A 19,129-nucleotide genomic window follows, 5' to 3' on the forward strand; every position below is an offset into this window, starting at 1 on the left:
GTCGGGCAGAAGCAGCTGCTGGCGCTGGCGGGGGGGGGGGGGGGGAGCCCCCCCGGGCCGCGGGGCGCGGGCGCGCCGTCAACATCTGGTGAAGGAAGGGGCGGAAGGCGCCGAGCCGCAGGAAGAGCCAACTATCGCTCTCGAGCAGGTCAACCAGCAGACGCTGCGCATCACCATGTTGGTGATGGTCGCGCTGTTCGCGGTGATGTTCTGGGCGATTTGGTCTGATTTGATCACCGTTTTCGCCTACCTCGACAGCATTACCCTCTGGCACTACAACGGCACCGAGGCGGGGGCCAGCGTGGTGCGCAGCGTGACGATGGGCAGTTTGTTGTTCGCCATTGTGGCGTCAATGGTCGCCTGGGCGCTGATCCGCAACCTGCCGGGTTTGCTGGAGGTGCTGGTGCTGTCGCGGCTCAACATGCGTCAGGGGACCTCCTACGCCATCACCACCATTCTCAACTATGCGATTATCGCTATCGGGGCGATGACGGTATTCGGGGCGCTGGGCGTCTCCTGGGATAAACTGCAATGGCTGGCGGCCGCGCTGTCGGTTGGTTTAGGTTTTGGTCTGCAGGAGATCTTCGGTAACTTTGTCTCCGGCCTTATCATTCTGTTCGAACGTCCGGTGCGCATTGGGGATACGGTCACTATCGGAACCTTCTCGGGGACGGTAAGCAAAATCCGTATTCGCGCCACCACCATCACCGACTTCGATCGCAAAGAGGTGATTATCCCGAACAAGGCGTTCGTTACCGAGCGCTTGATCAACTGGTCGCTCTCGGACACCGTGACCCGGGTGGTGATCCGCCTCGGCGTCGCCTATGGCTCAGACCTGGATAAGGTGAAAGAGGTGCTGCTGAAGGCCGCGCACGATCATCCGAAAGTGATGCAGGAGCCGGCGCCAGCGGTTTTCTTCACCACCTTCGGGGCCAGTACCCTGGATCATGAACTGCGTCTGTATGTTCGAGAACTGCGCGATCGCAGCTACACGGTGGATGAGCTCAACCGCGCCATCGACCGCCTGTGCCGGGAGAATGACATCAACATTGCCTTTAACCAGCTGGAAGTTCATCTGCGCAATGAAAAAGGCGATGAAGTCACCGAAGTGAAACGGGACGGGAAAGGCGACGATCTGACGCCCACCACCGCGTCCTGATCGAAGAGGGGCGGCGCAAAGCCGCCCCTGCTGTATCAGGGCGCCAGCGCGGCGAGTTCTTCATCGCTCAGCCCGGTGAGCTCCTGCACGGTTTGACGTTCGAGGCCGCGCGCCAGCATTCTGGCGGCGATGCTGCGGGTAGCTTCCTGCTCACCCTCTTGCTGTCCCTGTTTACGGCCTTTCTCTTCCAGCCATTCGGCAATGGTCATCATCAGCTCCTTATGCCTGGGCGACTGCGCCGCCAGCGTGCGGATCAGCGCCCCCGGATGTTCCGTAGTTCCCGCCTGCAACATATAGCGCAGCAGCGTATTCAGCTGCGCTTCTGTCAGATAGCCTTGCGTCATCAGCGCAATCAGCGGCACCTGCAGCTCGGCCAGATCGCGATGGCGGATATGCTTTTGCAGCAGCTCCAGCATGGCCATCCGCCGATGACGGGCGATCTGATTATCTGGCATTACGGTGAGGTCCACCAGTGGAAAATCATTGCTATAGAGCGCCTTCGCCAGCGCCGGATCGGCGAATAGCTGTTGCCAGTTGCGGGCCCAGGGCCAGGGGCTCACTTTGCCGTGATAAAACAGAATCGGCACCACCAGCGGCAGAGTGTCGTGGCCGGCGTCCAGATGACGCTGCATGGCGGCCAGCGCATAGCGCAGCAGGCGAAACGCCATCAGCTTGTCCGGGGTACTCTGGTGCTCAATCAGCGCGTACACATAGCCCGGTCCATGATGCGTGCGCAGTGAGTAAAGGATATCGGAATAGCTGGCGCGCAGGTCCTCTTCAACAAAGCTACCGGAGACCAGCTGCAGCGAATCCAGTTCGCAGATCGCCAGAAACGGCGCGGGGAGGTACAACTGCAAAAAATCCTTCGCGACCGCCTGATGCATGAGCATCTGGCGAAACACCGCGTCGTGTGGGGTTTGACTGACTTTTTCCATCAATATTGTCTCCAGTGGCGTCATGCGCAGAGGACCAGACTGCCAGCACACTGCCGGAGACAACATCCTACTTCTCTGGGTTTTGCGACCCGCTTTCCGCGTTTTTTAACTTGTTTGCATAATCCCGCCGGACAATTTCCAGCGCGCTCAGCACGGTTTGCGCCGGGATCTGATGCGATTCCAGCAACATGATTAAATCGACGGCCAGTTTGACCTCATCGGATGCATTTTCCAGCGACATCGGGCTCTCCTGTTAGCGCGTCAGCCGCGCCAGTACGTTTTCAATCTTGTCCAGCGCCTGTCGGCAGCGCGCCAACCGGCCGCTGTAGGCTTCAACTTCTTTCCCCAGCCGCTGCTGCTCGTCAAGGCTGGTCGCCTGCGCCAGCTGACGCTGGCGTTGGTCGCGCGTCGCCAGCAGGCGGCGCTCATACTCCTGATGCTGCAGGCGACGGCGCTGCCAGCGGCTCAACGTTGGCGACGCGTGGTCCCAACTGCGCAAGGACCAGGTGGCGGTTTCACGGCGCAGCGCGGCGATTTGTGCCGCCAGACGCTCGGCAATCCAGACCACCTGCGGCAGCTGCTGGCGCTCGACGGCCTGGCGGAGCTGGTTAAAGTTGTGTTGGGCTTCCGCCAGATAGGCCTGCATCAGCGTGCTGCGGGTGTGGAAGAGCTGGCGGTCAAAGCGCGGGCTGAGGGTCGCATGCTCCGCCAGCGGCGCCACCAGCGCGGCCAGCTCACTCAGCTGGTCGTTCAGCGTTTGTAAAAGTTGAGCAGTTTTCACCAACCCCCTCCATTTTCCGTCAGCCAACTGTGCTACAGTAGCCTCATCTGTTTGATAACGATTCGCATTATGCCACCTGTTATTTTAACCATTATCGGCTGGCTGGCGGTAGCGCTGGGTACGCTGGGCGTCTTCTTACCGTTGCTGCCGACGACGCCGTTTATTCTGCTCGCCGCCTGGTGCTTTGCCCGCTCATCGCCGCGCTTTCACCAGTGGCTGCTGTATCGCTCCTGGTTTGGCGGCTATCTTCGCCACTGGCAACAGTACCGCGCCATGCCTCGCGGCGCTAAACCGCGCGCCATTGCGATGATCGTGGTGACTTTTGCTATTTCGCTATGGCTGGTTAAGCTTACGTGGGTGCGCATCATGCTGTTGGTCATTCTGGCCTGTCTGCTGATCTTTATGTGGCGCATTCCGGTGGTTGACGCAAAGCAACAAAAGCACTGATGCGCAATAATGCCTGTTGCAATTGTTGCCGACAGCCAGTAAATTCTGGCGTTTTCGAGCGCGGGCAAGCCTGGTCAAAGGTTAAACAAATGTTTCTTTGGCCCCTTTTGCACGCCCGTGGGTAATACCGTTTCAATCAGGCATACACTTATGACCGCAACTGCACAGCAGCTTGAATATCTGAAGAACAGCATCCAGAGTATCGAGGATTATCCAAAACCTGGCATTCTTTTCCGCGATGTCACCAGCTTACTGGAAGACCCGAAGGCCTACGCGCTTAGCATTGAACTGCTGACCGAGCGCTACAAAGACGCGGGTATTACCAAAGTGGTAGGGACTGAGGCGCGTGGCTTCCTGTTCGGCGCACCGGTTGCGCTGGCGCTGGGCGTGGGCTTTGTTCCGGTACGCAAGCCGCGTAAGTTGCCGCGTGAAACCATTGCCGAGACCTATGAGCTGGAGTATGGCACCGATCAGCTGGAGATCCACGTTGACGCCATTAAACCGGGCGATAAAGTGCTGGTGGTTGACGATCTGCTGGCGACCGGCGGCACTATCGACGCCACGGTCAAACTGATCCGCCGCCTCGGTGGCGAAGTGCACGATGCCGCTTTCATTATCAATCTCTTCGATCTGGGCGGCGAACAGCGCCTGGAGAAGCTGGGGATCCACTGCTACTGTCTGGTGCCGTTCCCGGGCCACTAAGCAAATCCCTCCACATAGCCTCGCCGATCGGGCGGGGCTGTGATAGCATGACCCCTTCGTGATTTCACCTTCCAGCGTTTCAGAGCCAGCCCATGAGTTATCAGGTCTTAGCCCGTAAATGGCGCCCACAAACCTTTGCTGACGTCGTCGGCCAGGAACATGTGCTGACCGCACTGGCGAACGGCTTGTCGTTAGGGCGCATTCATCACGCTTATCTTTTTTCCGGTACCCGCGGGGTCGGGAAGACCTCCATCGCCCGTCTGCTGGCGAAAGGGTTAAACTGTGAAACCGGCATCACCGCCACCCCCTGCGGCGTGTGCGATAACTGCCGGGAAATTGAACAGGGGCGCTTTGTCGATCTGATTGAGATTGACGCCGCCTCGCGAACCAAAGTCGAAGATACCCGCGATCTGCTGGACAACGTCCAGTACGCGCCGGCCCGCGGCCGCTTTAAGGTCTATCTCATCGACGAAGTCCATATGCTGTCGCGTCACAGCTTCAACGCGTTGTTAAAAACGCTGGAGGAGCCGCCGGCGCACGTCAAATTCCTGCTGGCGACAACGGATCCGCAGAAGCTGCCGGTAACGATCTTATCCCGCTGCCTGCAGTTCCACCTGAAGGCGCTGGACGTTGAACAGATCCGCCATCAGCTGGAGCATATTCTTGGCGAAGAGCAGATTGCCTTTGAGCCCCGCGCGCTGCAGCTGTTGTCGCGGGCGGCCGATGGCAGCCTGCGCGATGCCTTAAGCCTGACCGATCAGGCGATTGCCAGTGGGGAAGGGCAGCTGACGGCCGCATCGGTGAGCACCATGCTCGGCACCCTTGATGACGATCAGGCGCTGTCGCTGATTGAAGCGCTGGTTGCTGCCGACGGCGAGCGGGTCATGGCGGGCGTCAATGACGCCGCCGCACGCGGCGTCGAGTGGGAGGCGCTGCTGGTCGAGATGCAGAGCCTGCTGCACCGCATCGCCATGGTTCAGCTGTCGCCTTCGGCGCTGGGCGCCGACATGGCCGCGGTCGAAGTGCGGATGCGCGAACTGGCGCGAACCGTACCGCCCGGCGACGTTCAGCTCTACTACCAAACGCTGCTGATTGGCCGCAAAGAGCTGCCTTACGCCCCGGACCGGCGGATGGGCGTCGAAATGACGCTGCTGCGTGCCCTGGCGTTTCATCCGCGTAAGCCGCTGCCGGAGCCGGAGGTGCAGCCGGCACAGGCCGCCGCGCCCGCGCCGCGTCAGCCGGTTGCCCCCGCCGCGCCGCCGCCACAGTCGCCGCAGAGTTTGCCGCCGACCACCAGCCAGGTGCTGGCGGCCCGCAGCCACCTGCAGCGCAGTCAGGGAGCAACCACCCCAAAAAAGAGTGAACCGGCAGCCGCTTCCCGCGCGCGGCCGGTGAATAACGCTGCGCTGGAGCGACTGAGTTCGATTACCGAGCGCGTCCAGGCTCGTCCGGCCGCGGCCGCGCTGGAGCAGGCCCCGGCGAAGAAAGAGGCCTATCGCTGGAAGGCGACGACGGTGGTGGAAGAGAGCAAAGTCGAAGTCGCCACGCCCAAAGCGCTGAAAAAGGCGCTGGAGCATGAGAAGACGCCGGAGCTGGCGGCCAAGCTCGCCGAAGAAGCGGTCGAGCGCGACAGCTGGGCGGCGGAAGTGAGCCAGCTGGCGGTACCGAAGCTGGTCGAGCAGGTGGCGCTCAACGCGTGGAAAGAGCAGGAGGGCAGCCGCGTCTGTCTGCATCTGCGTCCCAGCCAGCGCCACCTCAATTCCGCCAGCGCGCAGCAAAAGCTGGCTGAAGCGCTGGGGGTGTTGTACGGTACGCCGGTTGAATTGACCATCGTGGAAGACGATAATCCCGCGATGCGTACGCCGCTGGAGTGGCGGCAGGCTATTTATGAAGAGAAGCTCGCGCAGGCGCGCGAAGCCATTATCGCGGATAATAACATTCAGACCCTGCGTCGTTTCTTCGACGCCGATCTGGATGAAGAGAGTATTCGCCCCATTTGAATGCCAGTCTGACTGGCATTCAGTACCTTTAACGATGACTGACTGAGAGAGAAGCCTATGTTTGGTGGAAAAGGCGGCCTGGGTAACCTGATGAAGCAGGCCCAGCAGATGCAAGAGAAAATGCAGAAGATGCAGGAAGAGATCGCTCAGCTGGAAGTAACCGGCGAATCCGGCGCGGGTCTGGTGAAAGTGACCATTAACGGCGCGCACAACTGCCGCCGTGTGGAGATCGACCCAAGCCTGCTGGAAGACGACAAAGAGATGCTCGAAGATCTGGTGGCTGCCGCGTTCAACGACGCCGCGCGCCGTATCGAAGAGACCCAGAAAGAGAAGATGGCTTCCGTTTCTGCCGGTATGCAACTGCCGCCAGGCTTCAAGATGCCGTTCTGATGCAAACCAGCCCGCTGTTAACTCAGCTTATGGAAGCGCTGCGCTGTCTGCCGGGCGTCGGCCCGAAGTCAGCGCAGCGCATGGCGTTTACCCTGCTGCAGCGCGATCGCAGCGGCGGGATGCGCCTGGCGCAGGCGCTGACGCGTGCGATGTCGGAGATCGGCCACTGCGCCGATTGCCGCACCTTCACCGAGCAGGAGGTGTGCAATATCTGCAGCAACCCGCGTCGCCAGGAAAATGGCCAGATCTGTGTGGTAGAGAGTCCGGCGGACATCTATGCCATTGAGCAGACCGGGCAGTATTCCGGCCGCTACTTCGTGCTGATGGGGCACCTGTCGCCGCTCGACGGCATCGGGCCTGATGACATCGGGCTCGATCGCCTGGAGCAACGGCTGGAGGCGGAGTCGATCACCGAGGTGATCCTCGCCACCAACCCGACCGTTGAGGGCGAGGCGACGGCCAACTACATCGCAGAGCTGTGCGCGCAGTATGGCGTCGACGCCAGCCGAATCGCCCACGGCGTGCCGGTGGGCGGCGAGCTGGAGATGGTCGACGGCACCACGCTGTCCCACTCCCTGGCCGGTCGCCACAAGATTACTTTCTGAACAAATGGAGGCGGCCTTCGCCGCCTCCGCTTGAAAAATTTCCCCGCTGTCCCCATCTCCCACTCAACGGTTTTTTACCCATTTAAAATGGCATTGTTGAGGTTGAATCAGATGAAAGGACAAGAAACTCGTGGTTTTCAGTCAGAAGTAAAGCAGCTTCTGCACCTGATGATCCATTCCCTCTATTCCAACAAAGAAATCTTTCTGCGTGAGCTGATTTCCAACGCCTCTGATGCGGCCGATAAGCTGCGTTTCCGCGCGCTGTCGCAGCCGGATTTGTATGAGGGAGACGGCGAGCTGCGCGTGCGGGTTTCGTTTGATAAAGACAACCGCACCCTGACCATCGCCGATAACGGTATCGGTATGAACCGGGAAGAGGTTATCGACCATCTCGGCACCATCGCCAAATCCGGCACCAAAGCGTTCCTCGAATCGATGGGTTCTGACCAGGCGAAGGATAGCCAGCTGATCGGTCAGTTCGGCGTCGGCTTCTATTCGGCCTTCATCGTGGCGGACAAAGTGACCGTGCGTACCCGTGCGGCGGGCGACAAGCCGGAAAACGGCGTGTTCTGGGAATCCGCCGGCGAAGGCGAATATACCGTAGCTGATATCACCAAAGCCGATCGCGGCACCGAAATCACCCTGCATCTGCGCGAAGGCGAAGATGATTTCCTCAACGACTGGCGCGTGCGCTCTATCATCAGCAAGTATTCCGACCATATCGCGCTGCCGGTTGAGATTGAAAAACGGGAAGAGAAAGACGGCGAAACCGTGATTTCGTGGGAAAAAATCAACAAGGCGCAGGCCCTGTGGACCCGCAGCAAATCCGAAGTTAACGACGACGAATACAAAGAGTTTTATAAGCATATCGCTCACGACTACAGCGACCCGCTGACCTGGAGCCACAACCGCGTGGAAGGTAAGCAGGAGTACACCAGCCTGCTGTATATCCCGTCGCAGGCGCCGTGGGATATGTGGAACCGCGATCATAAACACGGCCTGAAGCTGTACGTCCAGCGTGTGTTCATCATGGACGACGCCGAGCAGTTTATGCCGAACTACCTGCGCTTCGTGCGCGGCCTGATCGATTCCAACGATCTGCCGCTGAACGTCTCCCGTGAAATCCTGCAGGACAGCAGCGTGACCCGCAACCTGCGCACCGCGCTGACCAAACGCGCGCTGCAGATGCTGGATAAGCTGGCGAAAGACGACGCTGAAAAATACCAAACCTTCTGGAAACAGTTCGGCCTGGTGCTGAAAGAGGGCCCGGCGGAAGATCCGAGCAACCAGGAAGCGATCGCCAAACTGCTGCGTTTCGCAACCACCCATACCGACTCCTCCGCGCAGACCGTGTCGCTGGAAGAGTATGTCTCGCGGATGAAAGAAGGCCAGGAGAAGATCTACTACATCACTGCCGACAGCTATGCGGCGGCGAAGAGCAGCCCGCACCTCGAACTGCTGCGTAAGAAAGGGATTGAAGTTCTGCTGCTCTCCGATCGCATCGACGAGTGGATGATGAGCTACCTGACCGAGTTCGACGGCAAAGCGTTCCAGTCTGTCGCTAAAGCCGACGAGTCGCTGGACAAGCTGGCGGATGAAGTGGACGAGTCCACCAAAGAAGCTGAAAAAGCGCTGGAGCCGTTCGTTGAGCGGGTGAAAAACCTGCTTGGCGACCGGGTGAAAGAGGTGCGTCTGACCCATCGTCTGACCGACACCCCGGCGATCGTCACCACCGACGCCGACGAGATGAGCACTCAGATGGCGAAGCTGTTCGCGGCAGCGGGCCAGGCGGCGCCGGAAGTGAAATACATCTTCGAACTGAACCCGGCGCATCAGCTGGTGAAACGCGCGGCCGATACCCAGGACGACGCGCAGTTCGGCGAATGGGTGGAACTGCTGCTGGATCAGGCGCTGCTGGCCGAGCGCGGCACGCTGGAAGATCCGAACCAGTTTATCCGCCGTATGAACCAGCTGCTGGCTTCCTGACGCGAACCTGAACGAGTAGCCCGGCCGAGCGACGCGACGCCGGGAACGGGATAAATGCCCCGTCTGAGCGATGTGCTCAGGCGGGGCATTTCACATTAGATTGCATAAAATATCTCACCATTAACCGTTTCAGCCGCACCGCCTTCCTTGAGCCATCGCCGTTCTGGTGGTATGGTTTAGCGTTTTTGAAAAATTGAATCGACTTTTGAGGGGATTTTCGTAATGCGTATTATTCTGCTTGGCGCTCCGGGCGCGGGTAAAGGAACTCAGGCTCAGTTCATCATGGAGAAATACGGTATTCCGCAAATCTCCACCGGCGATATGCTGCGCGCGGCGGTAAAATCCGGCTCTGAGCTCGGTAAGCAAGCGAAAGACATTATGGACGCTGGCAAGCTGGTGACCGATGAGCTGGTCATCGCGCTGGTGAAAGAGCGTATCGCCCAGGAAGATTGCCGTAACGGCTTCCTGCTGGACGGCTTCCCGCGGACCATTCCGCAGGCTGACGCCATGAAAGAGGCGGGCATTACCGTTGATTACGTGCTGGAATTCGACGTGCCGGACGAACTGATCGTCGACCGCATCGTTGGCCGTCGCGTCCACGCGGCATCCGGTCGCGTATACCACATCAAATTCAATCCGCCGAAGGTGGAAGGCAAAGACGACGTGACCGGCGAAGAGCTGACCACCCGTAAAGACGATCAGGAAGAGACCGTGCGTAAGCGTCTGGTAGAATACCATCAAATGACAGCGCCGCTGATCGGCTACTACACCAAAGAAGCGCAGGCGGGCAACACCAAATACGCCAAAGTCGACGGCACCAAAGCGGTAGCTGACGTGCGCGCCGAACTGGAAAAAATCCTCGGCTGATAAAGCCTTTTCTCATCCTGCTGCGGCAGGATGAGAACTCCTCTCATTTCTACCTTTTGCTATGATTGGTTCCGTTTAGCGCCATTTCAGCTACAATTGGCTGCGATTCAAATGGTTAAGAGGCGGTAATGCATCAGACGAAAACAGGTATCTTGCTGGCCAATTTAGGCACTCCCGATGCGCCCACCCCCGGGGCGGTGAAGCGCTATCTGCGACAATTCCTCAGCGACAAACGGGTGGTGGATACGTCTCGTCTGCTATGGTGGCCGCTGCTGCGCGGCGTCATACTGCCGATTCGCTCCCCGCGCGTGGCGAAGCTCTATCAGTCCGTGTGGATGGAAGAGGGATCGCCGCTGATGGTGTATAGTCGTCGCCAGCAGCAGGCGCTGGCTGCCAGGCTGCCGGATACCCCGGTGGCGCTGGGCATGAGTTATGGTTCACCGTCACTGGCCAGCGCGGTGGATGACTTACTGGCGCAGGGGGTGGAGCACATCGTGGTGCTGCCGCTGTATCCGCAATATTCCTGCTCGACGGTGGCCGCCGTCTGGGACGAACTGGCGCGGATTCTGGCGAAAAAGCGCGCCATTCCGGGTATCTCGTTTATTCGCGACTATGCCGAACATCCGGACTATATCCATGCGCTGGCGGCCAGCGTGCGCGCTTCCTTCGCGGTGCATGGGGAACCGGATCTGCTGCTGCTCTCCTATCATGGGATCCCGCAGCGCTATGCCAACCAGGGCGATGATTATCCTCAGCGCTGTCGCGATACGACGCGGGAACTGGTTTCCGCGCTGGGGCTGCCGCCGGAGCGGGTGATGATGACTTTCCAGTCGCGCTTTGGCCGGGAACCCTGGCTGACGCCGTACACCGATGAAACGCTAAAGATGCTCGGCGAGAAAGGGACGAAGCATATTCAGGTGCTGTGCCCGGGGTTTGCCGCCGACTGTCTCGAAACGCTGGAAGAAATCGCCGTCCAGAACCGGGAAATATTCCTCGAAGCGGGCGGCAAGCAATATGAATATATTCCGGCGCTTAATGCGGACGCAGCGCATATTGAGATGATGGTCAATCTGACGGCGCCTTATCGCTGATCGCGCGCAGGGCGGGGAATATGCTACTATTTCCCGCTTGTTCCCTGTTATTTAAGCGCCACTATGAAATTTCCCGGTAAACGCAAATCTAAACACTATTTTCCCGTTAACGCCCGCGATCCGCTGCTGCAGCAAATTCAGCCGGAGAATGAATCCAGCGTCTCCTGGGTGGTCGGTATCGACCAGACGCTGGTGGATATCGAAGCGAAAGTGGATGAGGCGTTTATCGTGCGCTACGGCCTGAGCGCGGGCCATTCGCTGGTGATTGAAGATGACGTCGCCGAGGCGCTGTACCAGGAGCTGGTGCGCAACAATCTCATTACCCATCAGTTTGCCGGCGGCACCATCGGCAATACCATGCACAACTACTCGGTGCTGGCGGACGATCGCTCGGTGCTGCTTGGCGTGATGTGCAGCAATATCGAAATCGGCGGCTACGCCTATCGTTACCTGTGCAATACCTCCAGCCGCACCGATCTGAACTATCTGCAGGGCGTCGACGGCGCCATTGGCCGCTGCTTTACCCTGATCGGTGACAGCGGCGAGCGCACCTTCGCCATCAGCCCGGGCCACATGAACAAGCTGCGTCCGGAAAGCATTCCGGAAGCGGTGATCGCCGGCGCCTCGGCGCTGGTGCTGACCTCTTACCTGGTCCGCTGCAAGCCGGGCGAGCCGATGCCGGACGCCACGATGAAGGCTATTGAGTATGCCAAAAAGCACGATGTGCCGGTGGTGTTAACCCTCGGAACCAAATACGTGATTGCCGATAACCCGGCGTGGTGGCAGGAGTTCCTGCAGGAGCATGTCTCTATTCTGGCAATGAACGAAGAGGAAGGGGAAGCGCTGACCGGCTTTGCCGATCCGCTGTCAGCGGCGAATAAGGCGCTGGACTGGGTCGACCTGGTGCTGTGCACCGCCGGCCCGGCGGGCCTGTATATGGCGGGCTTCACCGAAGAAGAGGCGAAGCGGAAAACCCAGCATCCGCTGCTGCCGGGGGCGATCCCGGAGTTTAACCAGTTTGAATTCAGCCGCGCGATGCGTCACCAGGATTGCGTTAATCCGCTGCGCATATATTCCCATATCGCTCCCTATATGGGCGGCCCCGAGAAGATCATGAACACCAACGGCGCAGGCGACGGCGCGCTGGCGGCGCTGCTGCATGACATCACCGCCAATAACTACCACCGCAATAACGTACCCAACTCCAGCAAGCACAAATGCAAATGGCTGACCTACTCCTCGCTGGCGCAGGTGTGTAAATATGCCAACCGCGTGAGCTATCAGGTGCTGAACCAGCACTCGCCGCGTTTAACCCGCGGCCTGCCGGAGCGTGAGGACAGCCTGGAAGAGGCGTACTGGGATCGGTAAGCGCGTCCCTCTCCCGGCGGGGAGAGGGCAGTACATCAGCCGGTGACCACTTCGCCGGCCGGTGGCGTTTCCAGAAGCCGCAGCATGGCGCGGGCAATTTCCCGTTCGCCCATCACCACCTGATTGGCTCCGCGATCGATAATGTAGTCCACTTCGTCATCATAATGGGCGCGGGCGATAATCTCGATATTCGGACATTTTTCCCGTGCGGAAGCGACAATCTCTCCGGCCTCGTAGCCGTTAGGGATTGTCAGCAGCAGCCAGCGGGCGCAATCGAGATGCGCCAGCTCCATGATCTCTTCATTGGCGGCATTGCCGAGCACCGCGCTGATCCCGCGCTCGCGTAGCTCATCCACGCGGGTGCGCGAGGTTTCAACCACCACCAGCGGGATCCCCTGGGCCATCAGCTTCTCGCCCAGCAGGCTGCCGACGCGGCCGAAGCCGACCAACAGCGCGTGGTTGCAGATATCGACCGGCACCTGCTTCTCGTCTTCCAGGACCTCTTCCAGCGTCTGCTCGTCGAGGGTTTCGGTTTTATCGAGATATTTTTCCAGCAGGGTAAACAGCACCGGGTTGAGCATAATTGAGATGATCGCCCCGGCCAGCACCAGATTTTGTCCGGCCTGCGGCAGCAGGTTAAGCGCCATTCCCAGGCCGGCGAGAATAAAGGCAAACTCGCCAATCTGCGCCAGGCTGGCGGCGATGGTCAGCGCGGTGCGCGGCGAGTGACCAAACATCCGCACAAGGAAAAAGGCGGCTGCGGATTTACCAAAGATAATAATCGCCAGCGTCGCCAGCACCGCCAGCGGCTGTTGGACCAGCACCATCGGGTCAAACAGCATGCCGACGGAGACGAAGAACAGCACCGCGAAGGCGTCGCGCAGCGGCAGGGTGTCATGGGCGGCGCGGTGGCTGAGCTCGGATTCGTTAAGCACCATGCCGGCAAAGAAGGCGCCGAGGGCAAAAGAGACATCAAACAGCTCCACGGCGCCGAAGGCGATGCCCAGCGCCAGGGCCAGCACCGACAGAGTGAACAGCTCGCGTGAGCCGGTGGCGGCGCTGCGCGACATGATCCACGGCACCAGCCGGCGGCCGACCAGCATCATAATGGCGATAAAGGCCACCACTTTGCCAATGGTGATCCCGAGGTCGAGGGCCAGGGACGCGAAGCCGACGTTGCCTTTCTCCGCCATACCGGCAATCGCCGGCAGCAGGACCAGCGTCAGGACCATCACCAGGTCTTCCACAATCAGCCAGCCGATGGCGATTTGCCCGCGCTGGCTGTCTATCAGTTGTCGTTCCTCCAGCGCGCGCAGCAGCACTACGGTACTGGCGGTGGAGAGGCACAGGCCAAAGACAATGCCGGTCATCAGCGACCAGCCGAGGGCGGCGGAGAGCGCCATACCCAGCAGCGTCGCCACGGCTATCTGGGCGATAGCCCCGGGGATGGCGATCGATTTTACCGCCATCAGGTCTTTAAGTGAGAAATGCAGCCCGACGCCGAACATCAGCAGAATGACGCCAAGTTCCGCCAGTTCCGGAGCCAGTTTGGTGTCAGCAACAAAGCCAGGGGTGAAAGGTCCGGCCAGCACGCCCGCTAAGAGATATCCCACCAGAGGAGAAATACGTAGCTTATTGGCAATCATGCCGAGAATAAAGGCGAGCACGAGGCCGCCGACAATGGTGGTGATAAGCGGTGTTGCGTGGTGCATTCCGTCTCCTTTCCAGTGGTGTATCGGTCCATTTTGCTACCCTGTCCGGGTAATAGTTTATGACAAAAACGTTCACTTTGTTTATGAATAATTCTTGAGTTGTGCAAAAAAATGCAATTAGCCGATGAAAAGGCACAGAAGGGAAAATGGCGGGGGGAAATCGTGGAACAGGCTGATGACACAAGGGTTAACGGCGGCCAGGGTTGCACTTTGGCCGCCGAATAATCAGGCTTTTTGCCGGTTATCAGGAAGGAATATCGTCAGGAATCCCAGCAGCGGCAGGAAGGCGCAGATTTTATAAACCAGATCAATGCTGGTATGGTCCGCCAGCAGGCCTAACACCGCGGCGCCAAGGCCGCCCATGCCAAAGGCGAAGCCGAAAAACAGGCCAGAAACCATGCCGATGCGTCCCGGCAGCAGTTCCTGCGCATAGACCAGAATAGCGGAAAAGGCCGAGGCGAGGATAAAACCAATGATCACCGTTAAAATCCCCGTCCATTCAAGGCTGGCGTAGGGTAAAACAAGGGTGAAAGGCGCTACGCCGAGGATAGAGCCCCAAATCACATATTTACGCCCAATTTTATCGCCAACAGGCCCGCCAATTACCGTCCCGGCAGCCACTGCGAACAGGAAGGCAAACAGATGAAGCTGAGCGTTTTGCACCGTTAAGCCGAATTTATGCATCAGATAAAAGGTGTAATAGCTACTAATGCTCGCCATATAGAAATATTTCGAGAAAATCAGCATCAGCAGAATGCCTACCGCCAGAATAACCTTCTTGCGCGGCAGCGGATTAACGATGGCCGGTTTCGGTTTGCCCTTATTCATTCGATGCTGCGCGGCATACCAGCGGCTGATTTGCGACAGCACGACAATAGCCAGCAGAGCGGCCAGCACAAACCAGGCGACGTTGCCTTTGCCGTACGGGGCGATGATCACCGCCGCCAGCAATGGGCCAAGCGAGCTGCCGAAATTGCCGCCCACCTGGAACAGCGACTGGGCCAGGCCGTGACGGCCGCCGGAGGCCATCCGCGCCACGCGGGATGATTCCGGATGGAAAACCGAGGAGCCGGTACCTACCAGCGCGGCGGCCAGCAGCACCATGCCGAAGCTACCGGCCAGCGCGAGGAGAATCAAACCGCAGAGGGTGAAGCACATGCCCACCGGCAGCGACCACGGCATCGAGCGTTTATCGGTGATGTAGCCAATCACCGGCTGGAATAGCGATGAGGGGAGCTGGAAGGTCAGGGTGATCATGCCGATCTGCACGAAGGTAAGGGAGAACTCCGCCTGCAGCAGCGGGTAGATAGCGAGAATAAGCGACTGGATCATATCGTTAAGCAAATGGGACAGGCTGATCGCGCCTAAGATGCCAAACGAGGTGCGTGCTTTTTGCGGCGGCGCAGCGGGGCCGGACAAGGGTTGAGCGGATTGGTTGGTTGTCATAGGTTCACTTCAGCGAGTTCTATTTGTTGTAGAGAATGCAGGTTGATACCCTAAATAATTCGAGTTGCAGGAAGGCGGCGACGCAGCGAATCCCCAGGAGCTTACTCAAGTAAGTGACTGGGATGAGCGAGGAAAGCCAACGCACATGCAACTTGAAGTATGACGGGTAGAATTATTATCCGACTAACATACCTGTTGATAAGGTTTGAAGGAAGTCGCAATTCTGAAAACATATTTGTCAACGCGACTAACTCGCTATACTTTCGGCACTTGGGATTAAGTCAGGGAGTGAAGCATGCATTATTTCAAACACAGCGTAGCGCTGGCGCTATTCGCCGCTTTATCGCTGGGCAGCTTGTCGGCACAGGCCTATGAGCAGGATAAAACCTATAAAATCACCATCCTGCACACCAACGATCACCACGGCCATTTCTGGCGCAATGACTACGGCGAATATGGCCTGGCGGCGCAGAAAACGCTGGTCGATGGCATCCGGAAAGAGGTGGCGGCGGAAGGGGGAAGCGTCCTGCTGTTATCCGGCGGCGATATTAATACCGGCGTACCGGAGTCTGATTTACAGGATGCAGAGCCCGATTTTCGCGGCATGAACCTGATCGGCTACGACGCGATGGCGGTGGGAAACCATGAATTCGATAATCCGCTGAGCGTACTGCGCCAGCAGGAAAAGTGGGCTAAGTTCCCGTTCCTGTCGGCCAATATTTATCAGAAAAGCACCGGCGAACGGCTGTTCAAACCCTGGGCGTTGTTTAAGCGCGGTGGGCTGAAAATCGCGGTGATTGGCTTAACCACCGACGATACGGCCAAGATTGGCAATCCGGAATATTTCACCGATATTGAATTCCGCAAACCGGCGGAAGAGGCGAAGCTGGTTATCCAGGAGCTGCAGCAGAATGAAAAGCCGGACGTGATCCTGGCCACCACCCATATGGGCCATTACGACAATGGCAACCACGGCTCTAACGCGCCGGGCGATGTTGAAATGGCGCGGAGTTTACCTGCGGGATCGCTGGCGATGATCGTCGGCGGTCACTCGCAGGATCCGGTATGCATGGCGGCGGAAAATAAAAAGCAGGTCGATTATGTGCCAGGCACCCCGTGCGCTCCGGATCGTCAGAACGGCATCTGGATCGTCCAGGCGCATGAGTGGGGCAAATACGTCGGCCGCGCCGATTTTGAGTTCCGCAACGGCGAGATGAAGCTGGTGCACTATCAGCTGATCCCGGTCAACCTGAAGAAAAAAGTGACTTACGATAACGGCCAAAGCGAGCGGGTGCTGTATACGCCGCAGATCGCCGAGAACCCGCAGATGATGTCGCTGCTGACGCCGTTCCAGAACAAAGGCAAGGCGCAGCTGCAGGTCAAAATCGGCAGCGTGAATGGTCATCTGGAGGGCGACCGCAGTAAAGTGCGCTTTGTGCAGACCAATATGGGCCACCTGCTGCTGGCGGCGCAAATGGCGCGCAGCAACGCGGATTTCGCGGTGATGAGCGGCGGCGGGATCCGCGACTCCATTGAGGCGGGGGATATCACCTACAAAGATGTGATGAAGGTCCAGCCGTTCGGCAATGTGCTGACCTATGTCGATATGAACGGCAAGGAGGTAGTGGATTACCTGACCGCCGTCGCGCAGATGAAGCCGGATTCCGGCGCTTATCCGCAGTTTGCCAACGTCAGTTTCGTGGCCAAAGACGGTAAGCTGAACGATCTGAAAATCAAAGGCGAACCGGTGGATCCGGCGAAGACCTATCGGATGGCGACGCTGAGCTTTAACGCCACCGGCGGCGATGGCTATCCGAACATCGCCGATAAACCCGGGTATGTGAATACCGGCTTTATCGATGCCGAAGTGCTGAAAGAGTATATCGAGAAGAACTCGCCGCTGGATGCCGCCGCCTATGAGCCGAAAGGCGAGGTGAGCTGGCAGTAAGCCTGGGCTTCAGGTTGGCTATTTCCCCGGTGGCGCTACGCTTACCGGGGCTACAAGTTGGGTATCCCGGATAAGGCGCGTGCGCCGCTATCCGGGATCGTTTTATCAATCGCGGCGGGCGATATCGGCGAACTTCGCATCGAGAAGCTGCGCCAGATCGCTGGCCGCCAGCTCAATATCCAGCCCGCGTTTGCCGCCGGAAATATAGATGGTGGCAAATTCCTGCGCCGGGGCGTCAATCACCGTCGGCAGGCGCTTCTTCTGCCCCAGCGGACTGATGCCGCCCACCAGATAGCCGGTGATACGCTGCGCCACCATCGGGTCGGCCATGTCGACTTTCTTAGCGCCCAGCGCTTTCGCCACTTTCTTCAAATCCAGCTGCCCGGCGACCGGAGTGACGGCCACCGCCAGATGCTTCATATCGCCGTTCACGGCGACCAGCAAGGTCTTGTAAACCTGGTCGGCATTGAGGCCGAGCTTGCGCACCACTTCATCTCCGAAGTTGGTCTCATTGGGATCGTGATCGTAACTGTGGATCTGAAAGGAAATTTTGTTTTTTTCGAGTAATTTAACGGCGGGAGTCATAGCTATCCTTCTTACCAACCGGTTTTGCGTGACGTCAGAATACGCCCGCAGGTTGTCTAAAAAATAGTACCATCTTGCGCAATAGTGTTGGCAGTGATGGTCACTTTGAGCGACAATCAGACGATCCGGGATGCAAATCCCGGGATAATAATAATGATGAAATTCCTCTTTGACGGGCCAATAGCAATATTGGCCATTTTTTTTATGTCAGCATATCCGGCAGATTCCCTTCGCCATACAGGTGCAGCGCGCCGACGGCAACCACGTAGCGCCCCGGCGGCAAGGCCAGCAGCGTCTCGCGCCAGGCGAGGTTGCGCTGGTGCATCAGCACATCATATAAAGACTGGCTAAAGGTCGTCGGCAGCGATACCGCGCCGCGCGACGGCGGTTGCTCCAGCCACCAGCCGATCATGACCTGCAGTAAACGGGCGTTGGTGCGCCAGTGGGTCAGCGTATCCTCCAGCAGCGCCATCCCCCCGTCGGGCAGATCGCGCAGCAGCGCGATTTGGCTGTCGGCGCCTTCCAGCTCCATCACCGCTATGTTGCTCTCGCGGGCGGCCATCAGCAACTGATAATCGATGCCGTAATCCGGTCGCAGCCCCAGCTTCTGCGCCTGGGTGGCCTGCAGGACCATCGCCACCTGCCACAGCGGCTGGCTGTCGAACAGCCCGACCGACAGGCCCAGCTCGCCGGCTCGCGCCTCTAGCTCGCTCAGCTGCGCATCGCTCAGGCGTTCCGCCAGCGGTGGGTAAGTGGGGAGATTGCTAAACGGGGTTTCATTGCCGCTGATATCGGCCTCGACGATTAACGCATCGGCCTGGCGTATTTTTTTCAGAAGCTTCGCCGGCGGCGGCGCCATGTCGCGGGTGCCCATATGGATACTGCCGACGAGGTGCAAATAGCGTTCGCCGGGCAGGACGATATCCATCGCAGGCCAGGAATAAGACGAGCCGACGGCGGCTCGCCACAGCATTTTTATCCGGTTTAACAGGCCCATACGCGCTCCGAAGTGTGAGGACTTCATGCTAGCGCATATGGTGATACACGTCACCCTTCCGGCGGGCTTTTCTTGTCCCGGCAAAAAAACGGGCGCCGAACAACGTCGGC

At 58.8% G+C, this 19,129-nt stretch carries 18 protein-coding genes and 1 other annotated feature; of the genes, 11 read left to right on the forward strand and 7 right to left on the reverse strand.

What is annotated here, in order from left to right; translation table 11 throughout:
* A partial coding sequence (locus HMPREF9538_RS31510; RefSeq protein WP_009484694.1) for a mechanosensitive ion channel domain-containing protein occupies positions 1-1,159 on the forward strand: 1,159 nt, incomplete at its 5' end.
* A 35-nt stretch (positions 1,160-1,194) separates the two neighbouring features.
* Here HMPREF9538_RS31510 and HMPREF9538_RS17300 read toward each other — a convergent pair.
* From HMPREF9538_RS17300 to priC, 3 genes are all read right to left on the reverse strand, one after another.
* A complete protein-coding gene (locus tag HMPREF9538_RS17300; protein WP_008805441.1) occupies positions 1,195-2,094 on the reverse strand; it encodes an Rpn family recombination-promoting nuclease/putative transposase in 900 nt (299 codons plus the stop codon).
* A 67-nt stretch (positions 2,095-2,161) separates the two neighbouring features.
* Positions 2,162-2,335 carry a pleiotropic regulatory protein RsmS gene (rsmS, locus tag HMPREF9538_RS17295; RefSeq protein WP_002892136.1) on the reverse strand — a complete coding sequence of 58 codons (174 nt, stop codon included), beginning with the start codon at positions 2,333-2,335 and terminating at the stop codon, positions 2,162-2,164.
* A gap of 12 nt (positions 2,336-2,347) precedes the next feature.
* Positions 2,348-2,875 carry a primosomal replication protein N'' gene (gene priC, locus HMPREF9538_RS17290; RefSeq protein WP_020316529.1) on the reverse strand — a complete coding sequence of 176 codons (528 nt, stop codon included), beginning with the start codon at positions 2,873-2,875 and terminating at the stop codon, positions 2,348-2,350.
* Between the two features lie 69 nt (positions 2,876-2,944).
* Here priC and HMPREF9538_RS17285 point away from each other — a divergent pair, with 69 nt between their 5' ends.
* The 9 genes from HMPREF9538_RS17285 (at position 2,945) to HMPREF9538_RS17245 (ending at position 12,331) form a co-directional block, all read left to right on the forward strand.
* A complete protein-coding gene (locus HMPREF9538_RS17285) occupies positions 2,945-3,322 on the forward strand; it encodes a DUF454 family protein (RefSeq protein WP_002892144.1) in 378 nt (125 codons plus the stop codon).
* A gap of 150 nt (positions 3,323-3,472) precedes the next feature.
* Positions 3,473-4,024, forward strand: a complete 552-nt coding sequence (gene apt, locus HMPREF9538_RS17280; RefSeq protein WP_004177230.1) for an adenine phosphoribosyltransferase — start codon at positions 3,473-3,475, stop codon at positions 4,022-4,024.
* Between the two features lie 92 nt (positions 4,025-4,116).
* Positions 4,117-6,024, forward strand: a complete 1,908-nt coding sequence (dnaX, locus tag HMPREF9538_RS17275; protein WP_004147381.1) for a DNA polymerase III subunit gamma/tau — start codon at positions 4,117-4,119, stop codon at positions 6,022-6,024.
* Positions 5,357-5,421: a sequence feature (DnaX frameshifting element), on the forward strand. (Overlaps the previous gene by 65 nt.)
* A 57-nt stretch (positions 6,025-6,081) precedes the next feature.
* Positions 6,082-6,414, forward strand: a complete 333-nt coding sequence (locus tag HMPREF9538_RS17270; protein ID WP_002892173.1) for a YbaB/EbfC family nucleoid-associated protein — start codon at positions 6,082-6,084, stop codon at positions 6,412-6,414.
* A complete protein-coding gene (gene recR / locus HMPREF9538_RS17265; RefSeq protein ID WP_002892177.1) occupies positions 6,414-7,019 on the forward strand; it encodes a recombination mediator RecR in 606 nt (201 codons plus the stop codon). Before HMPREF9538_RS17270 ends, recR begins: the two co-directional genes overlap by 1 nt.
* A 111-nt stretch (positions 7,020-7,130) precedes the next feature.
* On the forward strand, positions 7,131-9,005 hold the full coding sequence (htpG, locus tag HMPREF9538_RS17260; RefSeq protein WP_004177228.1) for a molecular chaperone HtpG: 1,875 nt from the start codon (positions 7,131-7,133) through the stop codon (positions 9,003-9,005).
* 222 nt (positions 9,006-9,227) lie between these two features.
* Positions 9,228-9,872 carry an adenylate kinase gene (gene adk / locus HMPREF9538_RS17255; protein ID WP_002892184.1) on the forward strand — a complete coding sequence of 215 codons (645 nt, stop codon included), beginning with the start codon at positions 9,228-9,230 and terminating at the stop codon, positions 9,870-9,872.
* A 128-nt stretch (positions 9,873-10,000) separates the two neighbouring features.
* A complete protein-coding gene (gene hemH / locus HMPREF9538_RS17250; protein ID WP_002892189.1) occupies positions 10,001-10,963 on the forward strand; it encodes a ferrochelatase in 963 nt (320 codons plus the stop codon).
* 63 nt (positions 10,964-11,026) lie between these two features.
* Positions 11,027-12,331 (forward strand): inosine/guanosine kinase, encoded by a 1,305-nt coding sequence (locus tag HMPREF9538_RS17245; protein WP_002892192.1) that lies wholly within the window; start codon positions 11,027-11,029, stop codon positions 12,329-12,331.
* 35 nt (positions 12,332-12,366) lie between these two features.
* Here HMPREF9538_RS17245 and ybaL read toward each other — a convergent pair whose 3' ends face one another.
* Both ybaL and HMPREF9538_RS17230 read right to left on the reverse strand, forming a co-directional pair.
* Entirely contained in the window at positions 12,367-14,043 is a 1,677-nt protein-coding gene (ybaL, locus tag HMPREF9538_RS17240; protein WP_002892195.1) for a YbaL family putative K(+) efflux transporter, read from the reverse strand.
* Positions 14,044-14,268: 225 nt separating this feature from the next.
* Positions 14,269-15,489, reverse strand: coding sequence for an MFS transporter (locus HMPREF9538_RS17230; RefSeq protein WP_009484699.1), 1,221 nt, complete (start codon positions 15,487-15,489; stop codon positions 14,269-14,271).
* 295 nt (positions 15,490-15,784) lie between these two features.
* Between HMPREF9538_RS17230 and ushA the strand changes: the two genes are divergently transcribed.
* Entirely contained in the window at positions 15,785-17,437 is a 1,653-nt protein-coding gene (gene ushA, locus HMPREF9538_RS17225) for a bifunctional UDP-sugar hydrolase/5'-nucleotidase UshA (RefSeq protein ID WP_002892203.1), read from the forward strand.
* Positions 17,438-17,542: 105 nt separating this feature from the next.
* On the opposite strand, the gene ybaK is transcribed toward ushA, so the two are convergent.
* Positions 17,543-18,022 carry a Cys-tRNA(Pro)/Cys-tRNA(Cys) deacylase YbaK gene (ybaK, locus tag HMPREF9538_RS17220; RefSeq protein WP_002892205.1) on the reverse strand — a complete coding sequence of 160 codons (480 nt, stop codon included), beginning with the start codon at positions 18,020-18,022 and terminating at the stop codon, positions 17,543-17,545.
* Positions 18,023-18,224: 202 nt separating this feature from the next.
* Positions 18,225-19,019, reverse strand: coding sequence for a TraB/GumN family protein (locus HMPREF9538_RS17215; protein ID WP_004151327.1), 795 nt, complete (start codon positions 19,017-19,019; stop codon positions 18,225-18,227).
* Positions 19,020-19,129: the final 110 nt, after the last annotated feature.

Origin of the sequence: Klebsiella sp. MS 92-3 (assembly GCF_000195655.1) — a bacterium.
GTDB lineage: Bacteria > Pseudomonadota > Gammaproteobacteria > Enterobacterales > Enterobacteriaceae > Klebsiella > Klebsiella pneumoniae.

Coding starts and splice junctions, on each gene's coding strand:
- HMPREF9538_RS17300 (WP_008805441.1), bottom strand. CDS start 2,094: ATGGAAAAAGTCAGTCAAACCCCACACGACGCGGTGTTTCGCCAGATG.
- rsmS (WP_002892136.1), bottom strand. CDS start 2,335: ATGTCGCTGGAAAATGCATCCGATGAGGTCAAACTGGCCGTCGATTTA.
- HMPREF9538_RS17285 (WP_002892144.1), top strand. CDS start 2,945: ATGCCACCTGTTATTTTAACCATTATCGGCTGGCTGGCGGTAGCGCTG.
- apt (WP_004177230.1), top strand. CDS start 3,473: ATGACCGCAACTGCACAGCAGCTTGAATATCTGAAGAACAGCATCCAG.
- dnaX (WP_004147381.1), top strand. CDS start 4,117: ATGAGTTATCAGGTCTTAGCCCGTAAATGGCGCCCACAAACCTTTGCT.
- HMPREF9538_RS17270 (WP_002892173.1), top strand. CDS start 6,082: ATGTTTGGTGGAAAAGGCGGCCTGGGTAACCTGATGAAGCAGGCCCAG.
- recR (WP_002892177.1), top strand. CDS start 6,414: ATGCAAACCAGCCCGCTGTTAACTCAGCTTATGGAAGCGCTGCGCTGT.
- htpG (WP_004177228.1), top strand. CDS start 7,131: ATGAAAGGACAAGAAACTCGTGGTTTTCAGTCAGAAGTAAAGCAGCTT.
- adk (WP_002892184.1), top strand. CDS start 9,228: ATGCGTATTATTCTGCTTGGCGCTCCGGGCGCGGGTAAAGGAACTCAG.
- hemH (WP_002892189.1), top strand. CDS start 10,001: ATGCATCAGACGAAAACAGGTATCTTGCTGGCCAATTTAGGCACTCCC.
- HMPREF9538_RS17245 (WP_002892192.1), top strand. CDS start 11,027: ATGAAATTTCCCGGTAAACGCAAATCTAAACACTATTTTCCCGTTAAC.
- ybaL (WP_002892195.1), bottom strand. CDS start 14,043: ATGCACCACGCAACACCGCTTATCACCACCATTGTCGGCGGCCTCGTG.
- HMPREF9538_RS17230 (WP_009484699.1), bottom strand. CDS start 15,489: ATGACAACCAACCAATCCGCTCAACCCTTGTCCGGCCCCGCTGCGCCG.
- ushA (WP_002892203.1), top strand. CDS start 15,785: ATGCATTATTTCAAACACAGCGTAGCGCTGGCGCTATTCGCCGCTTTA.
- ybaK (WP_002892205.1), bottom strand. CDS start 18,022: ATGACTCCCGCCGTTAAATTACTCGAAAAAAACAAAATTTCCTTTCAG.
- HMPREF9538_RS17215 (WP_004151327.1), bottom strand. CDS start 19,019: ATGGGCCTGTTAAACCGGATAAAAATGCTGTGGCGAGCCGCCGTCGGC.